General features: G+C 74.8%; 8 protein-coding genes. 5 read left to right on the top strand and 3 right to left on the bottom strand.

Annotation, left to right across the window (positions count from 1 at the left end; genetic code table 11):
* The first annotated feature begins 69 nt into the window (after nt 1-69).
* The 5 genes from ACFQSB_RS01340 to ACFQSB_RS01320 all read left to right on the top strand — a co-directional run bounded on the left by ACFQSB_RS01340 (nt 70) and on the right by ACFQSB_RS01320 (nt 4219).
* On the top strand, nt 70-375 hold the full coding sequence (locus ACFQSB_RS01340) for a hypothetical protein (RefSeq protein ID WP_354915317.1): 306 nt from the start codon (nt 70-72) through the stop codon (nt 373-375).
* Entirely contained in the window at nt 372-1496 is a 1125-nt protein-coding gene (locus tag ACFQSB_RS01335; protein WP_380823827.1) for a bifunctional WXG100 family type VII secretion target/C40 family peptidase, read from the top strand. Before ACFQSB_RS01340 ends, ACFQSB_RS01335 begins: the two co-directional genes overlap by 4 nt.
* 25 nt (nt 1497-1521) lie before the next feature.
* A complete protein-coding gene (locus ACFQSB_RS01330; RefSeq protein WP_380823826.1) occupies nt 1522-2613 on the top strand; it encodes a transglycosylase SLT domain-containing protein in 1092 nt (363 codons plus the stop codon).
* A gap of 212 nt (nt 2614-2825) precedes the next feature.
* Nucleotides 2826-3236 (top strand): hypothetical protein, encoded by a 411-nt coding sequence (locus tag ACFQSB_RS01325; protein WP_380823825.1) that lies wholly within the window; start codon nt 2826-2828, stop codon nt 3234-3236.
* The gene (locus ACFQSB_RS01320) at nt 3233-4219 is read left to right on the top strand and encodes a WXG100-like domain-containing protein (protein ID WP_380823824.1); all 987 of its coding nucleotides are present in this window, start codon (nt 3233-3235) and stop codon (nt 4217-4219) included. The genes ACFQSB_RS01325 and ACFQSB_RS01320 overlap by 4 nt, the downstream gene beginning before the upstream one ends.
* A gap of 218 nt (nt 4220-4437) precedes the next feature.
* Here ACFQSB_RS01320 and ACFQSB_RS01315 read toward each other — a convergent pair whose 3' ends face one another.
* From ACFQSB_RS01315 to ACFQSB_RS01305, 3 genes are all read right to left on the bottom strand, one after another.
* Nucleotides 4438-5040 carry a hypothetical protein gene (locus tag ACFQSB_RS01315; RefSeq protein ID WP_380823823.1) on the bottom strand — a complete coding sequence of 201 codons (603 nt, stop codon included), beginning with the start codon at nt 5038-5040 and terminating at the stop codon, nt 4438-4440.
* Nucleotides 5041-5121: 81 nt separating this feature from the next.
* Nucleotides 5122-5640 (bottom strand): hypothetical protein, encoded by a 519-nt coding sequence (locus ACFQSB_RS01310; protein ID WP_380823822.1) that lies wholly within the window; start codon nt 5638-5640, stop codon nt 5122-5124.
* Nucleotides 5637-17069 (bottom strand): WXG100-like domain-containing protein, encoded by an 11433-nt coding sequence (locus tag ACFQSB_RS01305; RefSeq protein WP_380823821.1) that lies wholly within the window; start codon nt 17067-17069, stop codon nt 5637-5639. Before ACFQSB_RS01305 ends, ACFQSB_RS01310 begins: the two co-directional genes overlap by 4 nt.
* Nucleotides 17070-17077 lie beyond the last annotated feature (8 nt).

Genomic DNA, 17077 nt, shown 5'->3' with positions numbered 1-17077 from the left:
ACGGTGGGCGTCCTGCCCGGGACCGAGCCGCTGGATGGTCCTGGCCGACGACGGAGGGAGCCGGCCCCGGTGAGTCTCGACGTGAACTACGACGCGCTGGCCAAGCTCCGCGTCGCCGTCAACACCCAGGCAGGCAAGCTCGCCTCCATCGGCGACGACTTCCCCGCCAAGAACGCCGCCACCTCCTCGATGTTCGGCACGCTGACCGGGGCCGCCGAGCTGGTGACGGCCATCGGCTCGGTGGAGAGCCACGCGGACGAGGAGCTCGGCACGGTCAAGACCCGCCTCGACGGGGTCGAACGCGCGCTGGACACCGTCGAGACCAACGTCAAGAGCGCCGAGCACGGCACCGAGAAGAATCTGCCGAAGGTATGACGGACGCCGACGCGGTGGCCGCGCTGCCCGAAGGCCAGGAACTGGCCGCTCTGCTGAAGAAGACCGACGGCGACCCCGCGGCGGTCGAGGCGATCGCCAAGCGCTGGCGCACGGCGGCCTCCGGCTCGGTCGAGAAGCTGCGCGCCCTCGGCACGGCGCTGCGGACCATGGACGACGCTTGGGAGGGCGACTCGGCCGACGCCTTCGTCGCCTACATGAACCGCTACGGCCGCGCGGGGGACTCCCTGCGCGAGGTGCTGGTGAACTGCGCGGGCTGCCTGGACTCGGCGGCGGGCGCGGTGCGCACGGCCAGGAAGAACGTCGTCCAGACGTGCGACGACCTGCTGGCGTGGGTCGCCGAGTACCGCCGCCTCAACCCGCACGCCACCGAGGACCAGCTCAAGCCGGGCATCACCCGCGAGGTGCGGCTCGCCGTCCACAAGGCGAAGGAGCAGGTCGAGACGGCCGAGACGGCGCTGTCCACCGCGCGCACCGACATCGGCAAGCACGTCGGGCAGGCGTACCCCACCTTCGCCTCCATCCCGGCGGCCGACCGGCAGGCGTTCGTCCCCGGGCCGGGTCACACCACCGAGTGGCGGCCGACGCCGCTGGACCCCAAGCGCACCACCACGCTCGCCGGCACCGACACGCCGCCCGGCGCCACACCGGTCACCTACGGCGGCGATTCGGGGGGCGGTTCCGGCGGCGGACAGGGTGGTGGGCAGGGCGGGGGCGCGGTGCCGCGTGCCATCCCGTTCGAGGTGACCGGCAACGGCACCGGCGCCGACATCGTGGCCGCCGCCCGCAGCCACCTGGGCAAGCCCTACGTCTGGGGCGCGGACGGGCCGGACGCCTTCGACTGCAGCGGGCTGGTGCACGCCTCACTGAACGAGGCGGGCATCAAGATCGGCGATGCCACCGCCGCCGGCTACTGGGCCAGCGGCAAGCCGATCACCGGGCCGCCGCAGCCGGGCGACATCGTGTTCTTCGGCGAGCCGCCGACCCACTGCGCCGTCTACATGGGCGACGGCAAGATGATCGCCGCGCCGCACTCCGGGGACGTCGTCAAGATCCAGGACGTCGCCGGCCGGCAGCCCATCTCCTTCCGGCGGTTCACGTGAGCGTCGGGGAGAAGGACCCGCGACGTTGACGGACATCGACGCCGTGGCGGGGTTGCCGGGCGGCCAGGAGCTGGCCGCGCTGGCGCGCAAGGTGCAGGGCGACCCGGCGGCGATCCGGGAGCTCGCCAAGCGCTGGCGCACGGCGGGCGGCCACACCGTCGAGCGGCTCAACACGCTCGGGAAGGCCCTGTCCCGGGTGGACGCCGCCTGGAAGGGCGCCTCGGCCGACGCGTTCGTGACCTACATGGCCCGGTACGGGCGCGCGGGCGACTCCCTGCACGGCGCGCTCGCGTCCTGCGCCGACTGCCTGGACACGGTGGCGGGCGCGGTGGAGACCGCGAAGCGCAACGTCAACGGCGCGTGCGACGACCTGCTGGCCTGGACCGCCGAGTACCGCCGGCTGAACCCGCACGCCACCGAGGACGACCTCAAGGCGGGCATCACCAAGGAGGCCGGACAGTACACCGCCCTGGCGCGGACCTACGTCGGCACGGCCGAGAGCGCGCTGACCACCGCCCGCGGCGACATCGCCAAGCACCTCAAGGAGGCGACGCCCGCGTTCGCCGACATCCCCGCCGCCGGGGACCAGTCGTTCGTCCCGGGGCCCGGCCGCGTCACCGAGTGGGTTCCGGTGCCGAAGAGCGAGTACGACCAGTACTTCGGCCGCGGATCCTACGGCGACTCCGGGGGCGGGAGCGGGGGGTTCGGCGGGTACGGTTCCAGCGGCCCGCCGCCGCCGGGGGGCGGGCCCGCGCCCAAGGGCCAGGTGGCCGAGTGGATCCAGCAGGCGATCGAGATCCTGCGCGCCGCCGGCTACCCCGTGGACAAGATGAACCCGAGCGACATCTGGATGATCATCCAGCACGAGTCGGGCGGCAACCCGAACGCGATCAACAACTGGGACTCCAACGCGGCGGCGGGCACTCCGTCCAAAGGCCTGATGCAGACCATCGACCCGACCTTCGACCGGTGGTCGCTTCCCGGGCACCGCGACATCTACAACCCGGTGGACAACATCATCGCCGGCGTGCGGTACGCCATCGAGCGGTACGGATCGGTCTCCAACGTCCCCGGAGTGGTCGGCACGAAGAACGGCACGGGCTACCGCGGCTACTGACGGCCGCCGCCGCGCCATTCCGCGCTGACTCGCCCAGGTCGCGGAGCCGGTGGTTCGCGACACGGCCGGTGCGCCGCGCGAGGGCGATTTCCACGGTGTGTCGTGGTGCTCACTTCGGCGACATCCGGGAAGATCGGCTTCTGCAAATATGGCGAAACCCGGCTTTTCTACCATTCTGGGAGGTCGGGTGATCACAGGATGCGGAGGCGCCGGTGGCGGGAACGGACGTGTACGGGGACGGCCGGCCGGGCGTCGTGACGGACGTCGTGCCCGCCGTCCTGACCCGGCGCCAGGACGACTTCCACCTCCAGCGCGACCACCTGGGCACGGCGCTCAAGGCCGCGATGGCCGCACTCTCGGGGCTCGGCCACTTCTGGGGCGACGACGAGCACGGTCACGTCTTCTACGAGGGCGCCGAGGGGCGCAAGGGCTTCCGGGCGGCCACCGAGGAGATCGCCCGGCACGCCGGGAACATCACGGCCGCCTACGACCGCATCGGCGACAACCTCGCGCAGGCCGGAGCCAACCTCGAGACCGCCGACTGGGCCACCGTGGGCCGGCTCGCGCAGGCGGTCGACGCCCAGGGGTTCGCCGTCCCGGTCACCAAGGCGGAGGTGAGGTGAGCCCGTCCTTCGCCATGCTCAGAGCGCCGCTGGCGGCCTTCGGCAGGACGGCCGGAAAGCATCCCGCCGGCACCACCCTCACCGTCGCCACGGCGGCGCACGGGGCGTTCGTCTCGGCGATGCTGGGCGTCCAGTGGCCCGAGGGCGACCCCGACGGCCTGCGGACCGCCGCCGGCACCCTGGAGGGGCTGGCCAAGAGCATCGACGACGAGATCATCGCCGCCGACGAGGCGGCCAGGCAGGTGTGGACCGGCAACTCCGGGCCGGGCGTCGAGGCGTTCAGGTCCATGTGGCAGGGCTCGCCGACGCCGCTGACCGCCTTCCGGCCGGACGGTTTCTCCGGGTACCCGCCCGACGTCGCGGACTACTGCCGCCGGGCCGCCGCGGCGTGCCGCGCCTACGCCCAGTACATCGACACCACGCGGCACCTGCTGGTCGTCATGGCGGTGCAGGCGTGGGCGAACATGCTGTTCACCACCATGTACGCCTGGCCGACCGCGGGGATGGCGAGGTTCGCCGAGCAGGCGGTGCAGAAGTACTTCACCTCGCTGGCGCGCAGCCAGCTGAAGATCTTCAACATCGGCGTCTCCAAGATCGTCCAGAACGCCTTCTACTACACGATCGACAGCGTCGCCTACGCCGGGGGCCAGCAGGTGATCCAGGCCGGCATCTACGCCGCCTCGGGAGTGCGCAAGGACGCCGACGGCCGCGACGTGCTGTCGCTGCGCACCAACGCCGTCGAGTTCGGCCAGGCGTTCGTGGCGAACCTCGCCTTCGACGCCGCCGCCGACTCGGTCGCGCTGGTGCCCTTCCTCCCGGGCGGGCGCTGGGGGAGCTTCGCCGCCCGGATGACCGGCTCGGCGACCTACAGCATCGTGGGCAACCTGGAGCAGGACCCGACCTCCAACCCCGTCCCGACCGACTGGGAGACATGGGTCACCAAGCTCCTCATCCACGGCACCCGCTCGATCAAACCGGCCTGACCGCGCCCCCGTGAGCCGCGCCCCCGTGAGCCGCGCTCCTGTTGAGTGGCGCCTCCTTGAGCCTGCTTGAGCCGCGTCCGTCGGGAGGGAGAAGGGTGTGCCGGTCCTGTAAAGCACGTCCTTTCCTTGTCTCGAGGGTCACAGGGTGGGACGAGCCACGGCCTTACGATCGCGGCGTTTCGGACTTTCGCCGGCCGGTGAGCCTGTCGTCGTGAGCGTCAGGCGTCGCGGCCGGTGTTGGTCACGATGAAGTCGTCCAGGGTCTCCTGGTAGGCGGCGATGTCGTCCTCCAGGGACGCGCGGGTGAAGCGCTGCGGCGCCTCGCGGTGGATCGCCGCGCCGTGGCCGGTCCAGAACGCCGAGGCGGGCACTGCGGCGGCGCCCGGCGGCAGGAACCTGGCCGCCTCGGCGGTCGCGTCGCGGGCCCACTCCCAGGCGCGCACCACGCCCTGAAAGCGCTCAGGGTCATCGGGGGAGGCGGCGAACAGCAGGTCCTCGCGCATGGCCCGCCGCGCGTAGGCGGCGCCGAGCACCCGCCACTGGCCGGCGTCGATCAGCTCCGAGCGCCCGGACCCGAAACGCAGCCGGTCGCGGCGGGCCTCGGCCTCCGCCTCGTACGGCACCACGACCTCGACGCCCAGTGCCAGGCCGAGCGCCTGCCCGTCGAACCGCAACGTCCACCCGTCCCGGCCCTCGGTCAGCGTCGTGTGAGCCTCGTAGTCGCGCTCGGGCTCGGCGGCGCGGCCGGGGTCGTCCCGGCTCGCGGTGAGCGTGATGTAGAGGTGCGCCTCGGTGAGCGTTCTGGCGCGAAGCGGTGACATGCCGTCCCTTCCTCTGCGGCCGGCCCGGGGCCTTCGACCATATCGGCAGCGGGGCGAGCGCCGGTGGCGGTCGTCCTGTCGTCACCCGGCGAGGCGGCGGTAGGCGTCGCGCACGACGAGCAGGCGGTCTACTTGGAACCGGCCGGGCTCCGCGCCGCGCACCTGCCGGCCGAGGTCGGTCCAGAACGCCCGCTCGGGCACCTGCTCCTCGCCCGGCGGCACGAACTTCACCACCTCCTCGACCGCCGCCACCGCGATGGCGAGCGCCTGCCGCGCCGCGTCCGGGTCATCGGCCGGGACGTTGCCCGCCGTCAGGTCGGCCACCCACAGCCACTCGCCGGCGTCCAGGAGCTGCGAGGGCTCGGAGCCGCCGAACGTGGGGAACGGCCCGGCGCCCACCTCGCGCTCCGGCAGCCCGAACAGGTGCCGTCGCTCGGCGCCGCAGCCCGCGCACGCGCCGGCGTAGCGCGCCGCCAGGCCCTCCGGCGCGGCGACCAGCGCGTGCTCCCACGTCGTCTCGACCGACCCGCACCGCTCGCACGGGTGCAGGTCCAGGTACAGGTGGGCCTCGTCCCTGGTGCGGGCCACTGGGAGCGTCATACCTTGCTTCCTCGTTTCGGCGGCGTCAGCGTCTGCCCGGGCGTCAGCAGGTCGGGGTCGTCCCCGATCAGGTCCCGGTTCGCCTGGTACCAGTCCCGTGCAGCCAGCGCCACCTCGCCGTTGGTGGCGCCCGGCCCGAGCCAGCGGCGCGCGATGGTCGTCAGAGTGTCGTCGTGCCGTACCTTGACCGGCCGCCCCGCCGGTTCGCCCAGCTCGGCGGCCGAGGCGAACGGCGACGGCGGCCGTGCCGGGGCCGAGGCCGAGGCCGGGCCCGAGGGCGTCGGTGCCGGTCGCCGAAGGGAGTCCTCCTCCGGCGGGATCCAGCCGGTGGTGTTGCTCATACGCCGCATCCGCGCCCAGAACTCCTGCCGCGACTCGCCCGCCGCCGGTGTCCCGCCGCCCACCGGGCCGTTCCCCGCGCCGTTGCCCGCGGAAGGCGTCGCGGCGGTCCCGTTTCCTGCGGGAGGCCCTGCGGTGGTGCCGTTTCCTGCGGGAGGCCCTGCGGTGGTGCCGTTCCCCGCGGGAGGCCCTGCGGTGGTGCCGTTCCCCGCGGAAGGGCCTGCGGTGGTGCCGCTCCCCATGGAGGGCGCTCCAGAGGTCGCGCTACCGGCGGGTGGTGCTCCACTGGTCGCGTTCGCGGTGGGTGGTGCTCCGGTGGTGGCGTTCGCGGTGGGTGATGCACCGGTCGTGCCGTTCGCGGCGGGAAGCGGTCCGGTGGTGCCGTTCGCCGGGGCATTGGCGGGGCCGGTGGCCGCGGGAGGAGGGCCGGCGGCGGGACCGGGGGGCGTGGAGGCGTTGAGCAGGCTGCCGATGCTCGGCCGCTGGCGCGGCACCGACGGCGGGGGGCCCGACCACGGCGGCGTCGGGGGAGTGAGCCCGCGGCCCTCCACCAGCCGGGCCAGCCCTTCGATCTGCGCGCGCAGCCCCGGCCGCCGGTCCGCCGGAGCCTGCGTCCACTTGCGTGAAAGGTAGCGGTACTCGTCCACCCGCGCCTCGGCGCACGCGTCGGTCGTCGGCACGGGCGCGCCCGCCGGGCTCGCCGCGGCCAGGGACGGCCGCAGCACGCCCTGCGGGGCGCCGCCCGCGCGCGCGGCCAGCTCGCGGATCGCGTGGCCCACCTCGTGGACCAGCGTCCGCGCGACCAGGTGGGCCGGGGTGTCAGGGTCGATGCGCACGACGTACGGGGAGCCGGAGTCCAGGTCCGTGCTCGCCATCCGGTCGGCCGGGACCCCGGCCACCTCGGGGCGGAAGCGCACCTCGCCGAGCGGCCCCCCGGTGGTGACGGTCAGCACCGGGTCGCCGTCCGGCCACGCCGAGGCGCGGACGTCCACGCCGAGGTCGTCGGCCTGGACGTCCTGCCAGGCGGTGCGCAGCTCGGCCTCGTCGAGCGGCCCGGACTCCGGCGCCCTGCCCCTGACGAAGCCCGACCCCGGGTCCACCGGGGCGCGGACGCCCAGGCTGCCCAGCATGGTGTTGGCGCTCTCCTCCGGGCCCGGACCCCACAGCGGGCGCGGGAAGATCGGCGCCGGGCGCTGGGGCACGCTCGCCCCGAGGGTTTCGAGCTCGGCGGTGACCTGTTCGGCGAAGTCGCCGCGCACGGCGGTCCGGTTGAACAGCGGGCGCAGGTCCAGCCCGTGGGCCACCGCCGTGGCGGCCACCTCGGCCGGCAGCGTGGCGAGCGCCGCCGCGAACCCGCCGTCGGGGATGTCGGCCGCCAACCGGCCCTTCGCGTCCGACGTGTAGCCGCGGACCAGCCCGCCGGGCTCCTGGACGTCGATGCGCACGTCGGTGCGCAGCTCGCGGGCGAGCAGCCGCGCCCAGGCGAGCGGGATGGGCAGGTCGGCCGGTCGCGCGGAGGTGCTGAGGGTCAGCGTCTCGCCCGAGCCGGGACGCGGCAGGCGTCCGCGCAGTTCCTCGGCCACCGCGCGGATCGGGGCGGTGGCGAACTCCGGCCGGCTCCGCGCCGCGTCCACCACCTGGTCCAGCGTCGCGGGCCCGCGCCCGGCGGAGGTCCACGGCGCGCGTGCGGCGAGCGGGCGCCGGCGGCGCGGACGGCGCTCGGCGGAGGAGCCGTCCTCGTCGAACGACCAGCCCCTGCCCGGCTCGTGCCGCCGGCGCCGCAGCATGGCCTCGTAGTCGCGGGTGGCCATCATCACCACGGCGTGCCCGGTGACCGACCCGGGCAGCTCGACCACCCTGCCCGGGCGCTCGCCGCCGTCGTTCCGCACGGTGGACACCCTGAAGGACACCGCCAGGTCCAGGCGGGTGCTCAGCGTCACCGCCGGGCCCTTCTCGAAGCCGCTCTTCTCCTTGCGCGCGCCGCCGGAGGAGGAGACCCGCTGGCCCGCCTGGTCGCCGGTGGACACGCCCTGGCCGGTGCCCCAGCCGTCCTGCGCGCCCTCCACGCCGCGGCTCGCCGGCGACAGACGATTGCGCTCCGAGGCCGTCCCGTACGTCTCCTGGCGGCGCTTGACCTGGCGGTTCTCGATGTTCTCCCGCTCGCCGACGACCATCTCCTCCTCGGAGGGCGTGGCGTGGATCCACACGTCCACCACCTTGTTCCCGTGCAGGGGGACGCGCAGGACGGGGTGGCCGTCGGGTGAGGTGATCAACTCCAGGTTGGCGTTCAGCGCCATCCGCGACAGCGCGTGGGCGATGCGGGTCCACTGCTCCTGCACGCCCACCGGCCCGAGCAGGTCCGGGCGCGCGAGCCGGGCGCGCACCGCGTCGATGAGCCCGTCGGCGACCGTCTCCACCGGGAAGATCGCCTCCGGCAGCTCCAGCGGGCGCGGGTCGGGGACGCGCGGCGTCGGCGCCGGCACCTGGTCGGCCGGCACGGTGAGGCCGTCCTCCACCAGCCGCATGGCCGTGCCGGTCAGCACCAGCGGCGCGGGATCGGCCAGGATCGGCGCCACCGGCCGCACCCAGGGCAGCACTCCGGCCACCGCCCGCGCGCCCCGCGCGACGCCCCGGTACACCGCGCTTCCGGTGCGCTGGAACAACGAGCGCACCGGCTGGGTCAGCCGGTTGCCGGACCGCCCCGGGGGCATCGGCACCACTTTCGCGCTGACGGCGACGGTCACGGGGTGGCTGACCAGGTCGCCGCCGTCGAAGGAGGCCACGCCGTACAGCTGGGTGAGCTGCACGCCCCTGGAGGTGGACCGCGTGTGGCCGCGATGGCTGCCGGCCGTCGCCTTCCCGCCGTTGCCGCCTCCCGACACGCCGCCGTTCACGCCTGCGCCGAACGACGATCCGGCCGAGGCCGACTCCTCGACGCTCTCGTAGCCGTACTTCTGGCGGATGAAGACCTTGGCGTCGTTGCGCCCCTCGCGCTCGACCGTGTCGCCGTCGAACCCGCTCCGCAGGGTGATTCGCACGAGCTTGGTCTTGTGCCGGCCGACCCGCACCGGCATCTCCCACTCGAAGCCGTGCGGCGACAGCTGGTTCTCGATGGTGCCCCACCAGTTGTCGCCGGCGAACATGCCGACCAGGGCGCGGATCATCACCGGGTCGGTGAGCCGGGCGTCCGGGACCGCGGCCAGGACCTGGTCGACCACCGCGTCCAGCATCTCCACCGCACGGCCGTCGGCCGTGCGCAGCCTGATCGACTGGACGGCCGTCGTGCCCAGCCGGTCGCGGGAGTACGCGGGCATCGCCACCTTGACCTTCTGGGCGGTGCGCGCCGGGTCGAGCAGATCGTCGAGGTCGGCGGCCGGCTTGTTCAGCTCCTTGAGCAGGCGGGCGCTGATGCCCTCGAACAGCGCCTCGGGGGTGTGCTTGGCCAGCAGCGGGATGTCCGGCGGGTTCGGGTCGGCCAGAGCGGCCTGCCGGTCCTTGACGTACTGACGGGCCAGCCGCATCGCCATGGGCGCGTCGAACTTCAGGTGGCCGTTGAGGAAGCGCTCCATCGCGTCGGCCACCGCGTGCAGCGGCAGCGGCATCTCGCCGTGCCCGTACAGCGTGAGGGCGTCCTGTTCCGGCAGGTCGTACATGATGCTGCCGTTCGGGACCACCTCGGGCGGCCGCGTCTCCGAGCCCTCCATGCCCCCGGTCACGTAGACCGTCACCGGGACGCGGTAGCCGTACTGCTTGCCGGTGTCCACGATGATCGGCTCGTCGCCGGCGATGAGGGTGCGGCCGGTGGAGTGACCGGCGTTCCTGGTCGCCGACCCGTTGACGCCGCCGCCCAGATCGGCCGCCAGGCGCCCCGCCGCGCCGGCCGAGGCGTTCACCGCGTTGCTGTGGGAGCCGCCGGAGTTCGCCGAGGTGCTGCTCAGCGCGAGGTGGATGTCGGCGGTGGTCAGGTTGTTGACCGCCACCCACTCCGACTCGCCCAGCTCCACGCGCACGGCCACCCAGCCGCGCCGCGGCCGGGCGCCCTCCGCCCGCACGAGGAAGTCGGCGCGCTGCTCGCCGCCCAGCCACGAGGTGTCGGAGATGATCGTGCGGACGTTGGCCAGCGCCGCCAGCATGTGCCGGGTCTCCGCGTCCGCGCGCGCCGCCTCGGGGACGACGTTGAGCATCGCGGGCAGGACGTCGCGCAGGTCCATGTTCAGCAGGATCGAGCGCCGGATGAGCTCCGGGGTGGTCGGGTGCGGCGCCACCGGGCTGCTCACCGCCTGCCGCTGGGCGAGCAGGTCGGCCGGTACCAGCATCCGCGCGGACACCGGCGCGGCCAGCGACTCCGGCGACAGCAGCGAGCGGGTCCGCCCCTTCTCCACCAGGTCGGCCCGCATCGTGTAGGCGCGCCGGAACTCCGCCACCGGCGTTCCCTCGATCAGCGTCACCTCGTTCAGGGTGTAGCCGGAGCCCCAGCCGGTGGAGCGGCTCATGCCGCCCTCCCAGCCGAACTCGGCGCCGGTCCAGTGCTTGCCGAGCTTCGCGGCCAGCTTGACCAGCGGCTTGAAGGCGAAGGACAGGGAGGCGATCCATGTCTTGGACCTGCTCCTGGACCGCACGGTGGTGTTGGAGCTGATGTTCAGCGCCACGTGGCCCTCGGCCTCCGACCACCCCGCGTAGTCCGAGCGGCCGGTGTCGACCAGGCTCACCCGCAGCGTGTAGTGCCGGATGCTCTCTCCCAGGCGCGCGCGCACCAGGTCCAGGTGGACGCCGTCCTGCGCGGCCTGGTCGATGCGGGTCTGCAGGGCGTTCACCGAGAACTGCTCGGTCACCTCGCGCAGGTTGGCGAGTTGGGCGTCCCGCTCCAGGGGGTCCACCGACGGCTTGGGCAGCCCGTCCGGCCCGATCCCGGGCAGCAGGCCGGCCGCGCGCAGGTTCCGCATGACCTCATCGCGCCTGCGGTGCACCTCGGCCGCGTCCAGGTACACCGTGGACGGACCGGCGCCGCGCATCTGGTCCGCGTTGCTCCCCATCCAAACCGGGGCGTCGGTGGTCCGGCCCGGCGGCGGCGCGGGATCGGGGTCGTCGCGGAACCTCGGCGAGCCGTCGGCGTTCGCGCGCTGCTCGCCCGCCTCGTCCCTGGACGGGGCGTCCGCGTCGACCGCCCACCCCGCGCGGCCCGCGTCCGGCTCGGGCACCTGCAGCAGCATCCGCGTGTCGCCGGAGACCTCCGGCCGGGGGCCGCCCTCGTCGAAGAAGTAGACCGTGACGTCGTGGCGCAGCGTCACGTCCTGCAGGTTGGTGCGCCCCATCCAGCGGCGCACGAGCGGGTAGATGGACACCCCGCCGGCCGACACGCCGTCCGAGCGCGACCACGCCCGCCGGAAGCCGGCGTTCAGCCGCACCCCCAGGCCGTGCCACCCGTTCGAGGGGGCGGTGTCGTCGGTGAGCCCGACGCCTCCGGTCGTGCCGAGCCCCGAGGAACGACCGGCCGACATGGCGCCGGTGGCGCCGGAGAAGCTGACGCCGAGCCACTCCTGGAACTGCTTCCATCCCGGGCGGGACGCCATCGACTCCGACACCACCCGCGACCTCACGCGCAGCACGCCGCTGCGCCCGCCGTCGGTGATGATCCGGACGAACCCCTGCTCGTCGTCGACCGCCTCGGTGAGATGGCCCGGGAGCTCCTGGGTGATGATCGCGCGCACCTGGTCGCGGGTCGCGCGCCGCAGCGGCCTGCCGTCCGTGCCCTCCGTGGCCACCGCCCGGTCGGCCAGCCCCTCCAGACCCTCGGTATGCAAGGGGACGTACCGGGGGAACCGGGCGTCGCCTACCTGGTCTGCGGGCAACCTGAACGGCGCGTCGGGCGGGTGCTCGGTGTGGGCGTGCGAGAGCCACAGGTCAAGGCCGGTCTTGTCGTTGCCCGCGCCCTCGGTGACCCGGGCCGCCGCCGTCCACTCCGGGCTCCCGCCGCGACCGCCCGGGACGCGCGCGTCGACCGTGTAGGCGACCGGTACGTGGAACAGCGTGGCGTCGCCCCGGTTGTCGGCGACCTGACCGGGCAGGACGTACTCGGCGTGCGACCCCGTCGTGCTGGAGGAGCGGCCGACGTTGTGGCGCACGCTCAGCCCGACGTACTTGGCCAGGCCGCCGAGCAGGCCCACCAGCCCGCCGCCGGGCGTCGCCAGCGCGGCGACCGTCGCCAGGTTCAGGCCGAAGGACGCGCTGAGCATGCGCACCACGGTCGCCGCCATCCAGCTCCCGCCCTGGGGCAGCAGGCCCTGCATCATCTCCGAGGACACGCGGCCGGGGTCGGGCACCTCGACCGGCTCGCCCATCTCCAGACGGATCCGCACCTCGCCCGCCGTCCCGTGCCCGACGCGCAGCACCACGCCGTCGGGCGAGGCGAGCTGCTGGAAGTCCGCGCGCAGCGTCCACACCAGCTCGGCAGGGCGGACCCTCTCGTCGACGCCCCGGTCGGCGAGCACCTGGTTCACCGCGTTCGTCAGCCGCGTCAGGTACGGCAGCCGGCCGCTCGGGATGCCCACCGGCAGCACGGCGTCCGGAGGCCGGGCGGCCTTCACCGCCTCCCGGTAGCGCTCGAACGCGGCGTCGGCCTCCCGGACCTGCTCCGCGACCCGCGCGACCAGCTCAGAAACGGAAGAGGCCGACGCCTGCGCGGAAGAGGCCGACGCGTGGGTTGGAGAGGCCGATGGCTGTGCGGGAGTGGCCGAGGTCTGAGTGGGAGAGGTCGATGCCTGTGCCGGAGAGGTCGACGCGTGGGTTGGAGAGGCCGACGTCTGGGTGGGAGTGGTCGATGCCTGGGCCGGGGATGCCGATGTCTGGGTGGCGGCGAGCCGCTCCAGCGTCTCCGCCACCCTCGCGTAGGCGGCGGCCACCTCCTGCGCCCGGACGGCGGCCTCGCCGTAGGCGTCGGCGATGCGGCCGTAGTGCTTGGCGGCGATCTCCTCCAGTCGCTTGGTGGAGCGGGCGTCGCGTGCCCGGTCGACGTGCCAGGCGTCCTCCTCGGCGTCGGCCTTCTCCGCGTTGTCGTGGGCCGTGCCGGCCCGCTCGGCGGCGTCATCGGCCCTCTTCCGGTTCGCGGCCTCCCGCGCCCGCTGCCCGTCCTCGACCTGCCGAAGCGACTCGCGCATCCGCTCGACCCGCGCCACCAGTTCGACCAGCGGCCCCGGCAGCGCCACCCCCGCCTGCGTCCCCTGAGCCGGGGTTGCCGAGGGCTGCGTCCCCTGCGTTTGGGTTCCCTGGGCTGGGGTTGCCGAGGGCTGCGTCCCCTGCGCCTGGGTTCCTTGGGCCGGGTTTCCCTGAGACAGGGCCCCCTGGCCTTGGCTCCCCGCCGGCGTCCCCTGGGCCGGGGTCGCCTGGGTCAGGGTCGCCTGGACCGGCTGGGTCTGGGCGATCGTGGTGGGGACGACGGTGTGAAGGCGCCCGGTGTCCCACGGCGGCACCGGCGCGGGGCGTCCTTGGTCCGACAGCCGGGTGATGAGCGTCCTGATCTGGCGTTCGTAGTGGTCTCGCTGATCGGGCGCGGCGTGCGACCAGCGCTCGGCCAGGTGCCGGTACTCCGCGTACCGCGCCTCCACGTCCGGTGCCAGAGCCCCGCCCCTCGACGGGAACGGGTTCAGCGCGGCCCCCAGGAACCGCCGGACGACCCCTTGCGCGGGCCGCGTCTCCCCGCCGCCTGGGACGACCTGCCCCAGGTTCGCGTTCGGCCGGGCCTGCGCGGTCGTGGACGGCCCGCCGGTCGTCGCGACGGCGGACGGGGCGTTCGTCCCGGCCGCAGCGGGAGCCGCCTGCGGACCGGTGCTCGTCCCGGTCGTCCCGGTCGACGCGGGAGCGGCTTGCGAACCGGTAGGGGTGCTCGTACCTGTGGGCGCAGCGGCGGATCGCGTGGCGGGGGCGACGGGGGTCGGGGCGGTGCCCGCCGGGGCCGGGGTGGCCTGCGTGGTCGTGCCGGTGCCCGCACCTGTTCCCGTGGGGGTGGTCTGCGCGGCGGTGGCGGCGGCTGGGGCGGCGAGGTCGTCGGCGAGGGTCGCGGCGCGCTCGGAGACGGCCTTCCGCTGCTCGTCCAGCGGACCGGTGCGCATCACGTCGTAGTCCGACGACTCCTCCGGCAGGCCGCCGTTCGCCTCCTTCACCACCCGGTGCGCGGCCTCGGTGAGGTCGGTGGCGCGCAGACGGCCCCAGCGGTCGCCGACGACCTCGCGGGCCACGTCGGCGAGGACGTCCAGCGCGCCGGGGGAGGCGTCGGCGAGCCGGCCGAGCGCGTTCAGCGAGCCCGCCATCGGCGGCAGGCCGGCGGACCGCGATATGGCCGCGCCGAGCCGGGCCGCCGCCTCGGCCCGCAGTCGCTGGTCCTGGACGCCGTCCATGACCCGCACGCCCAGATTCCGGGTGATGCGGCGGACGGCATCGGCGCGGACCAGGTGGGGTCGCCCGTCGGGGCCCGTCACCCGGAGGGAACCGTCGTCCAGCGGCAGCGCGTCCGGGTCGACCAGCGGCAGCATGTCGCTGAGCACGGCGGTGACGGTGTGCGCCGGGTCGGGCGAGGCGGCGCCGGCGGCGGAAGTGCCCCCGCCCGAGACGGGCGGCACCCCACCCGCCCCGACCTGGGGCGGCGTCCCGGCGGGCGTGGTCTGCACGGACGGGGCCGCGCCCGGCGCGACCTGGGGAGGCGTCCCGGCGGGGGTCGTCCGCACGGACGGGGCTCCGCCGGCCGCGGCCTGGGGAGCCGTCCCGGCGGGGGGCGTCCGGGGCGGCATTCCGGAAGGGGTGACGTGGGAAGGCGTTGCCGCGGGTGTCACCTGGACGGAGGGCATGCCTGGCATGAACAGCGGCGCCGGACCCGCGGCGGCCACGACCGGACCGGGGCCGCCCGCCGGAACCACCCCCGTGGCCGGAACTACCCCCGTGGCCGGAACTACCCCCGTGGCCGGGGCCACTCCTGCGGCCGGGGTGGCGCCCGAGGTCGCGGGCACGCCCGTTCCCGCCGGAGCGGGCGACGGTGACCCCTGCGGCGCCGACGCGTTCGGCGCGCCGGGGACGGGAGCGGAAGCGTTCGGCGTGCCGGGACCGGGAACGTTCGGGGTGCCGGGGACGGGGCCGGCGGCGCTCGTCCCCGCGCCGGGCGGTGTCGTGCCGGACGCCGCGGCCGTGGTGGGCGGGGGCGCCTGCTGGGGGGACGCCTGGGCATGCGGATCGGGCCCCTGAGGCGAGGGCGCCGAGGTGGCCGGCCCACCGCCGGACGGAGCACCCGTAGACGTGGACGACTGCCCACCTCCGGCACCGGTGGGGCCGGTTCCGGGCGTGCCGGTGCCGGCCGGGTCGGTGCCCGGAGCGGCGGGGCCGCCGGTCGTGGAGGACGCGGTCTGTCCGGTGCCGGGTGGCGGGGGGCTGCCTGGTCCGGTCTGGTTGGACTGGCTCGCGGCGCTGCTCTGGGTGGAGTGACCAGTGCCCCCGGTCTGGTTGGGCTGGCCTGTCCCTCCGGTCTGGTTGGGCTGGCCCGTGCCGCCGGACTGCGTGGCCTGGCCTGTTCCTCCGGTTTGGGCAGGCTGGCCCGTCCCTCCGGTTTGGGTGGATTGGCCGGTGCCGCTGGTCTGGGCGGGCTGGGCTGTGCCGGACGGAGGGGGGCTGCCGGTGGAGAGGGTGGCCGGAGGGGCGGCGCCGCCGGGGGGTGCGGGGCTCTGGCCGGAGGATCCCGTGAGGGGCTGGCCGGTGCCGGTGCCGGTGCCGGTGGAGCCTGCGGGGCCGGAGTTGGAGGAGGCCGCGGGGCCGGAGGATGCGGGGTTGGAGGCCGCGGGGTTCGAGACGGAGGGCGGGGCGGCGCCGGGGGCGGGGGAGGGATTGGTCGCCGGGCCGGTGCTGGAGAGGGTGGTGGCGCGGGCCTGGGCGTCGGCCGTGGTGGCGGCGTGCAGGGTCTGCGCCGGGTGGGTGACCGCGTGGAAGACGTCCGGGTTGAACGGGCTGATCGTCCGCGTGCGGCCGGCGCCGCCCATGAAGGCGCCCGCGAGGGCGTCGGGGCCGAGCGCGGTGAGCGGGTTCCACTCGTTGTAGACCACCCCGTTGGCCAGGAAGCTGCCGGCGGGCGAGGCGACCATGTTGTTCAGCCCGGTCTGCATGGCGTCGCGCCCGAACCCGGCCAGCCTGCTGGAGGCACCCGACCCGTTGCGCGCCAGGTCGTCCAGCCGGTTCAGCACCGGGACGCGCCCGCCGTACCGCGACAGCAGCGGGGCGGCCACCTTCATGCCGGCCACCGCGCCGCCGCCCGCGCCGATCGCCGAGGCGGAGGTCTTGCTCCAGTCCCAGCTCGTGCGGGTGCCCATCTCCATCTGCTTGTGCTGGCTGTAGGCGTCGATGAAGACCTCTTCGCCGATCTCCTCGATGATCTCCCGTCCGAGGTGGCTGGCGAGCATCGTGCGGGCGAGGCCGTGGGCGCCGGTCTGGGCCAGCCGGCCCGCCGCGAGCCGCGCGGTGACGCCGGCGCCGAGGTCGCGCCCGGCGACCGCCGCGAGCCGCTGGAGGATCCGCCAGATGGCCGCGCGGGTGGAGGCGGCGATCGGGCCGAGCAGCGGCACGCCGGCGCCCATGCTGAGCAGCGCGATGGCGGCGGCCGTGACCCCCACCCAGAAGGCCACGTTGATCGAGATCTTGGAGTACTGCGTCTCGCGCGCGAAGTCGTCGACCTGCAGCGCCTTGGCCTGGTGCGCGAGCGCCAGCCCCAGCACGCCTCCGTCGCCCTTGAGCACCTGGTTGGCCTGCTCGACGTACAGCGGAGTGGCGGGCACCTGCCATCCGGCAAGGACGGCCCTGCCGGCGGCGATGCCGGGGTCCACCGACTCCTGCAGCCCGCCGCCGAGCGCCTGGTGCTCCTTGGCGAGCTCCCACAGCAGGCTCTCGCTCGCCTTGGGCCAGCTCTGCCCCGCCGCGATCATGGCGATGAAGGTGTCCACCCAGCCGGGGAGCGACTCGCCCCAGGCGGGGGTGACGTCGGTGGAGGAGGTGCCGCCGATGCCGGGGGACGCCTGCCCGCCGGGGGTGTTGGGGTTGACGTTGGGGTTGCCGCCGTGCGCCACGTCATTCC

Source organism: Sphaerisporangium rhizosphaerae, from assembly GCF_042665155.1.
Lineage (GTDB): Bacteria > Actinomycetota > Actinomycetes > Streptosporangiales > Streptosporangiaceae > Sphaerisporangium > Sphaerisporangium rhizosphaerae.
This window is presented reverse-complemented; position numbering and strand designations above follow the sequence as displayed.

Bases quoted from the DNA above. Each gene is read 5' to 3' on its own strand.
- ACFQSB_RS01335 (WP_380823827.1), top strand. From the start codon at position 372: ATGACGGACGCCGACGCGGTGGCCGCGCTGCCCGAAGGCCAGGAACTG.
- ACFQSB_RS01315 (WP_380823823.1), bottom strand. From the start codon at position 5,040: ATGTCACCGCTTCGCGCCAGAACGCTCACCGAGGCGCACCTCTACATC.
- ACFQSB_RS01310 (WP_380823822.1), bottom strand. From the start codon at position 5,640: ATGACGCTCCCAGTGGCCCGCACCAGGGACGAGGCCCACCTGTACCTG.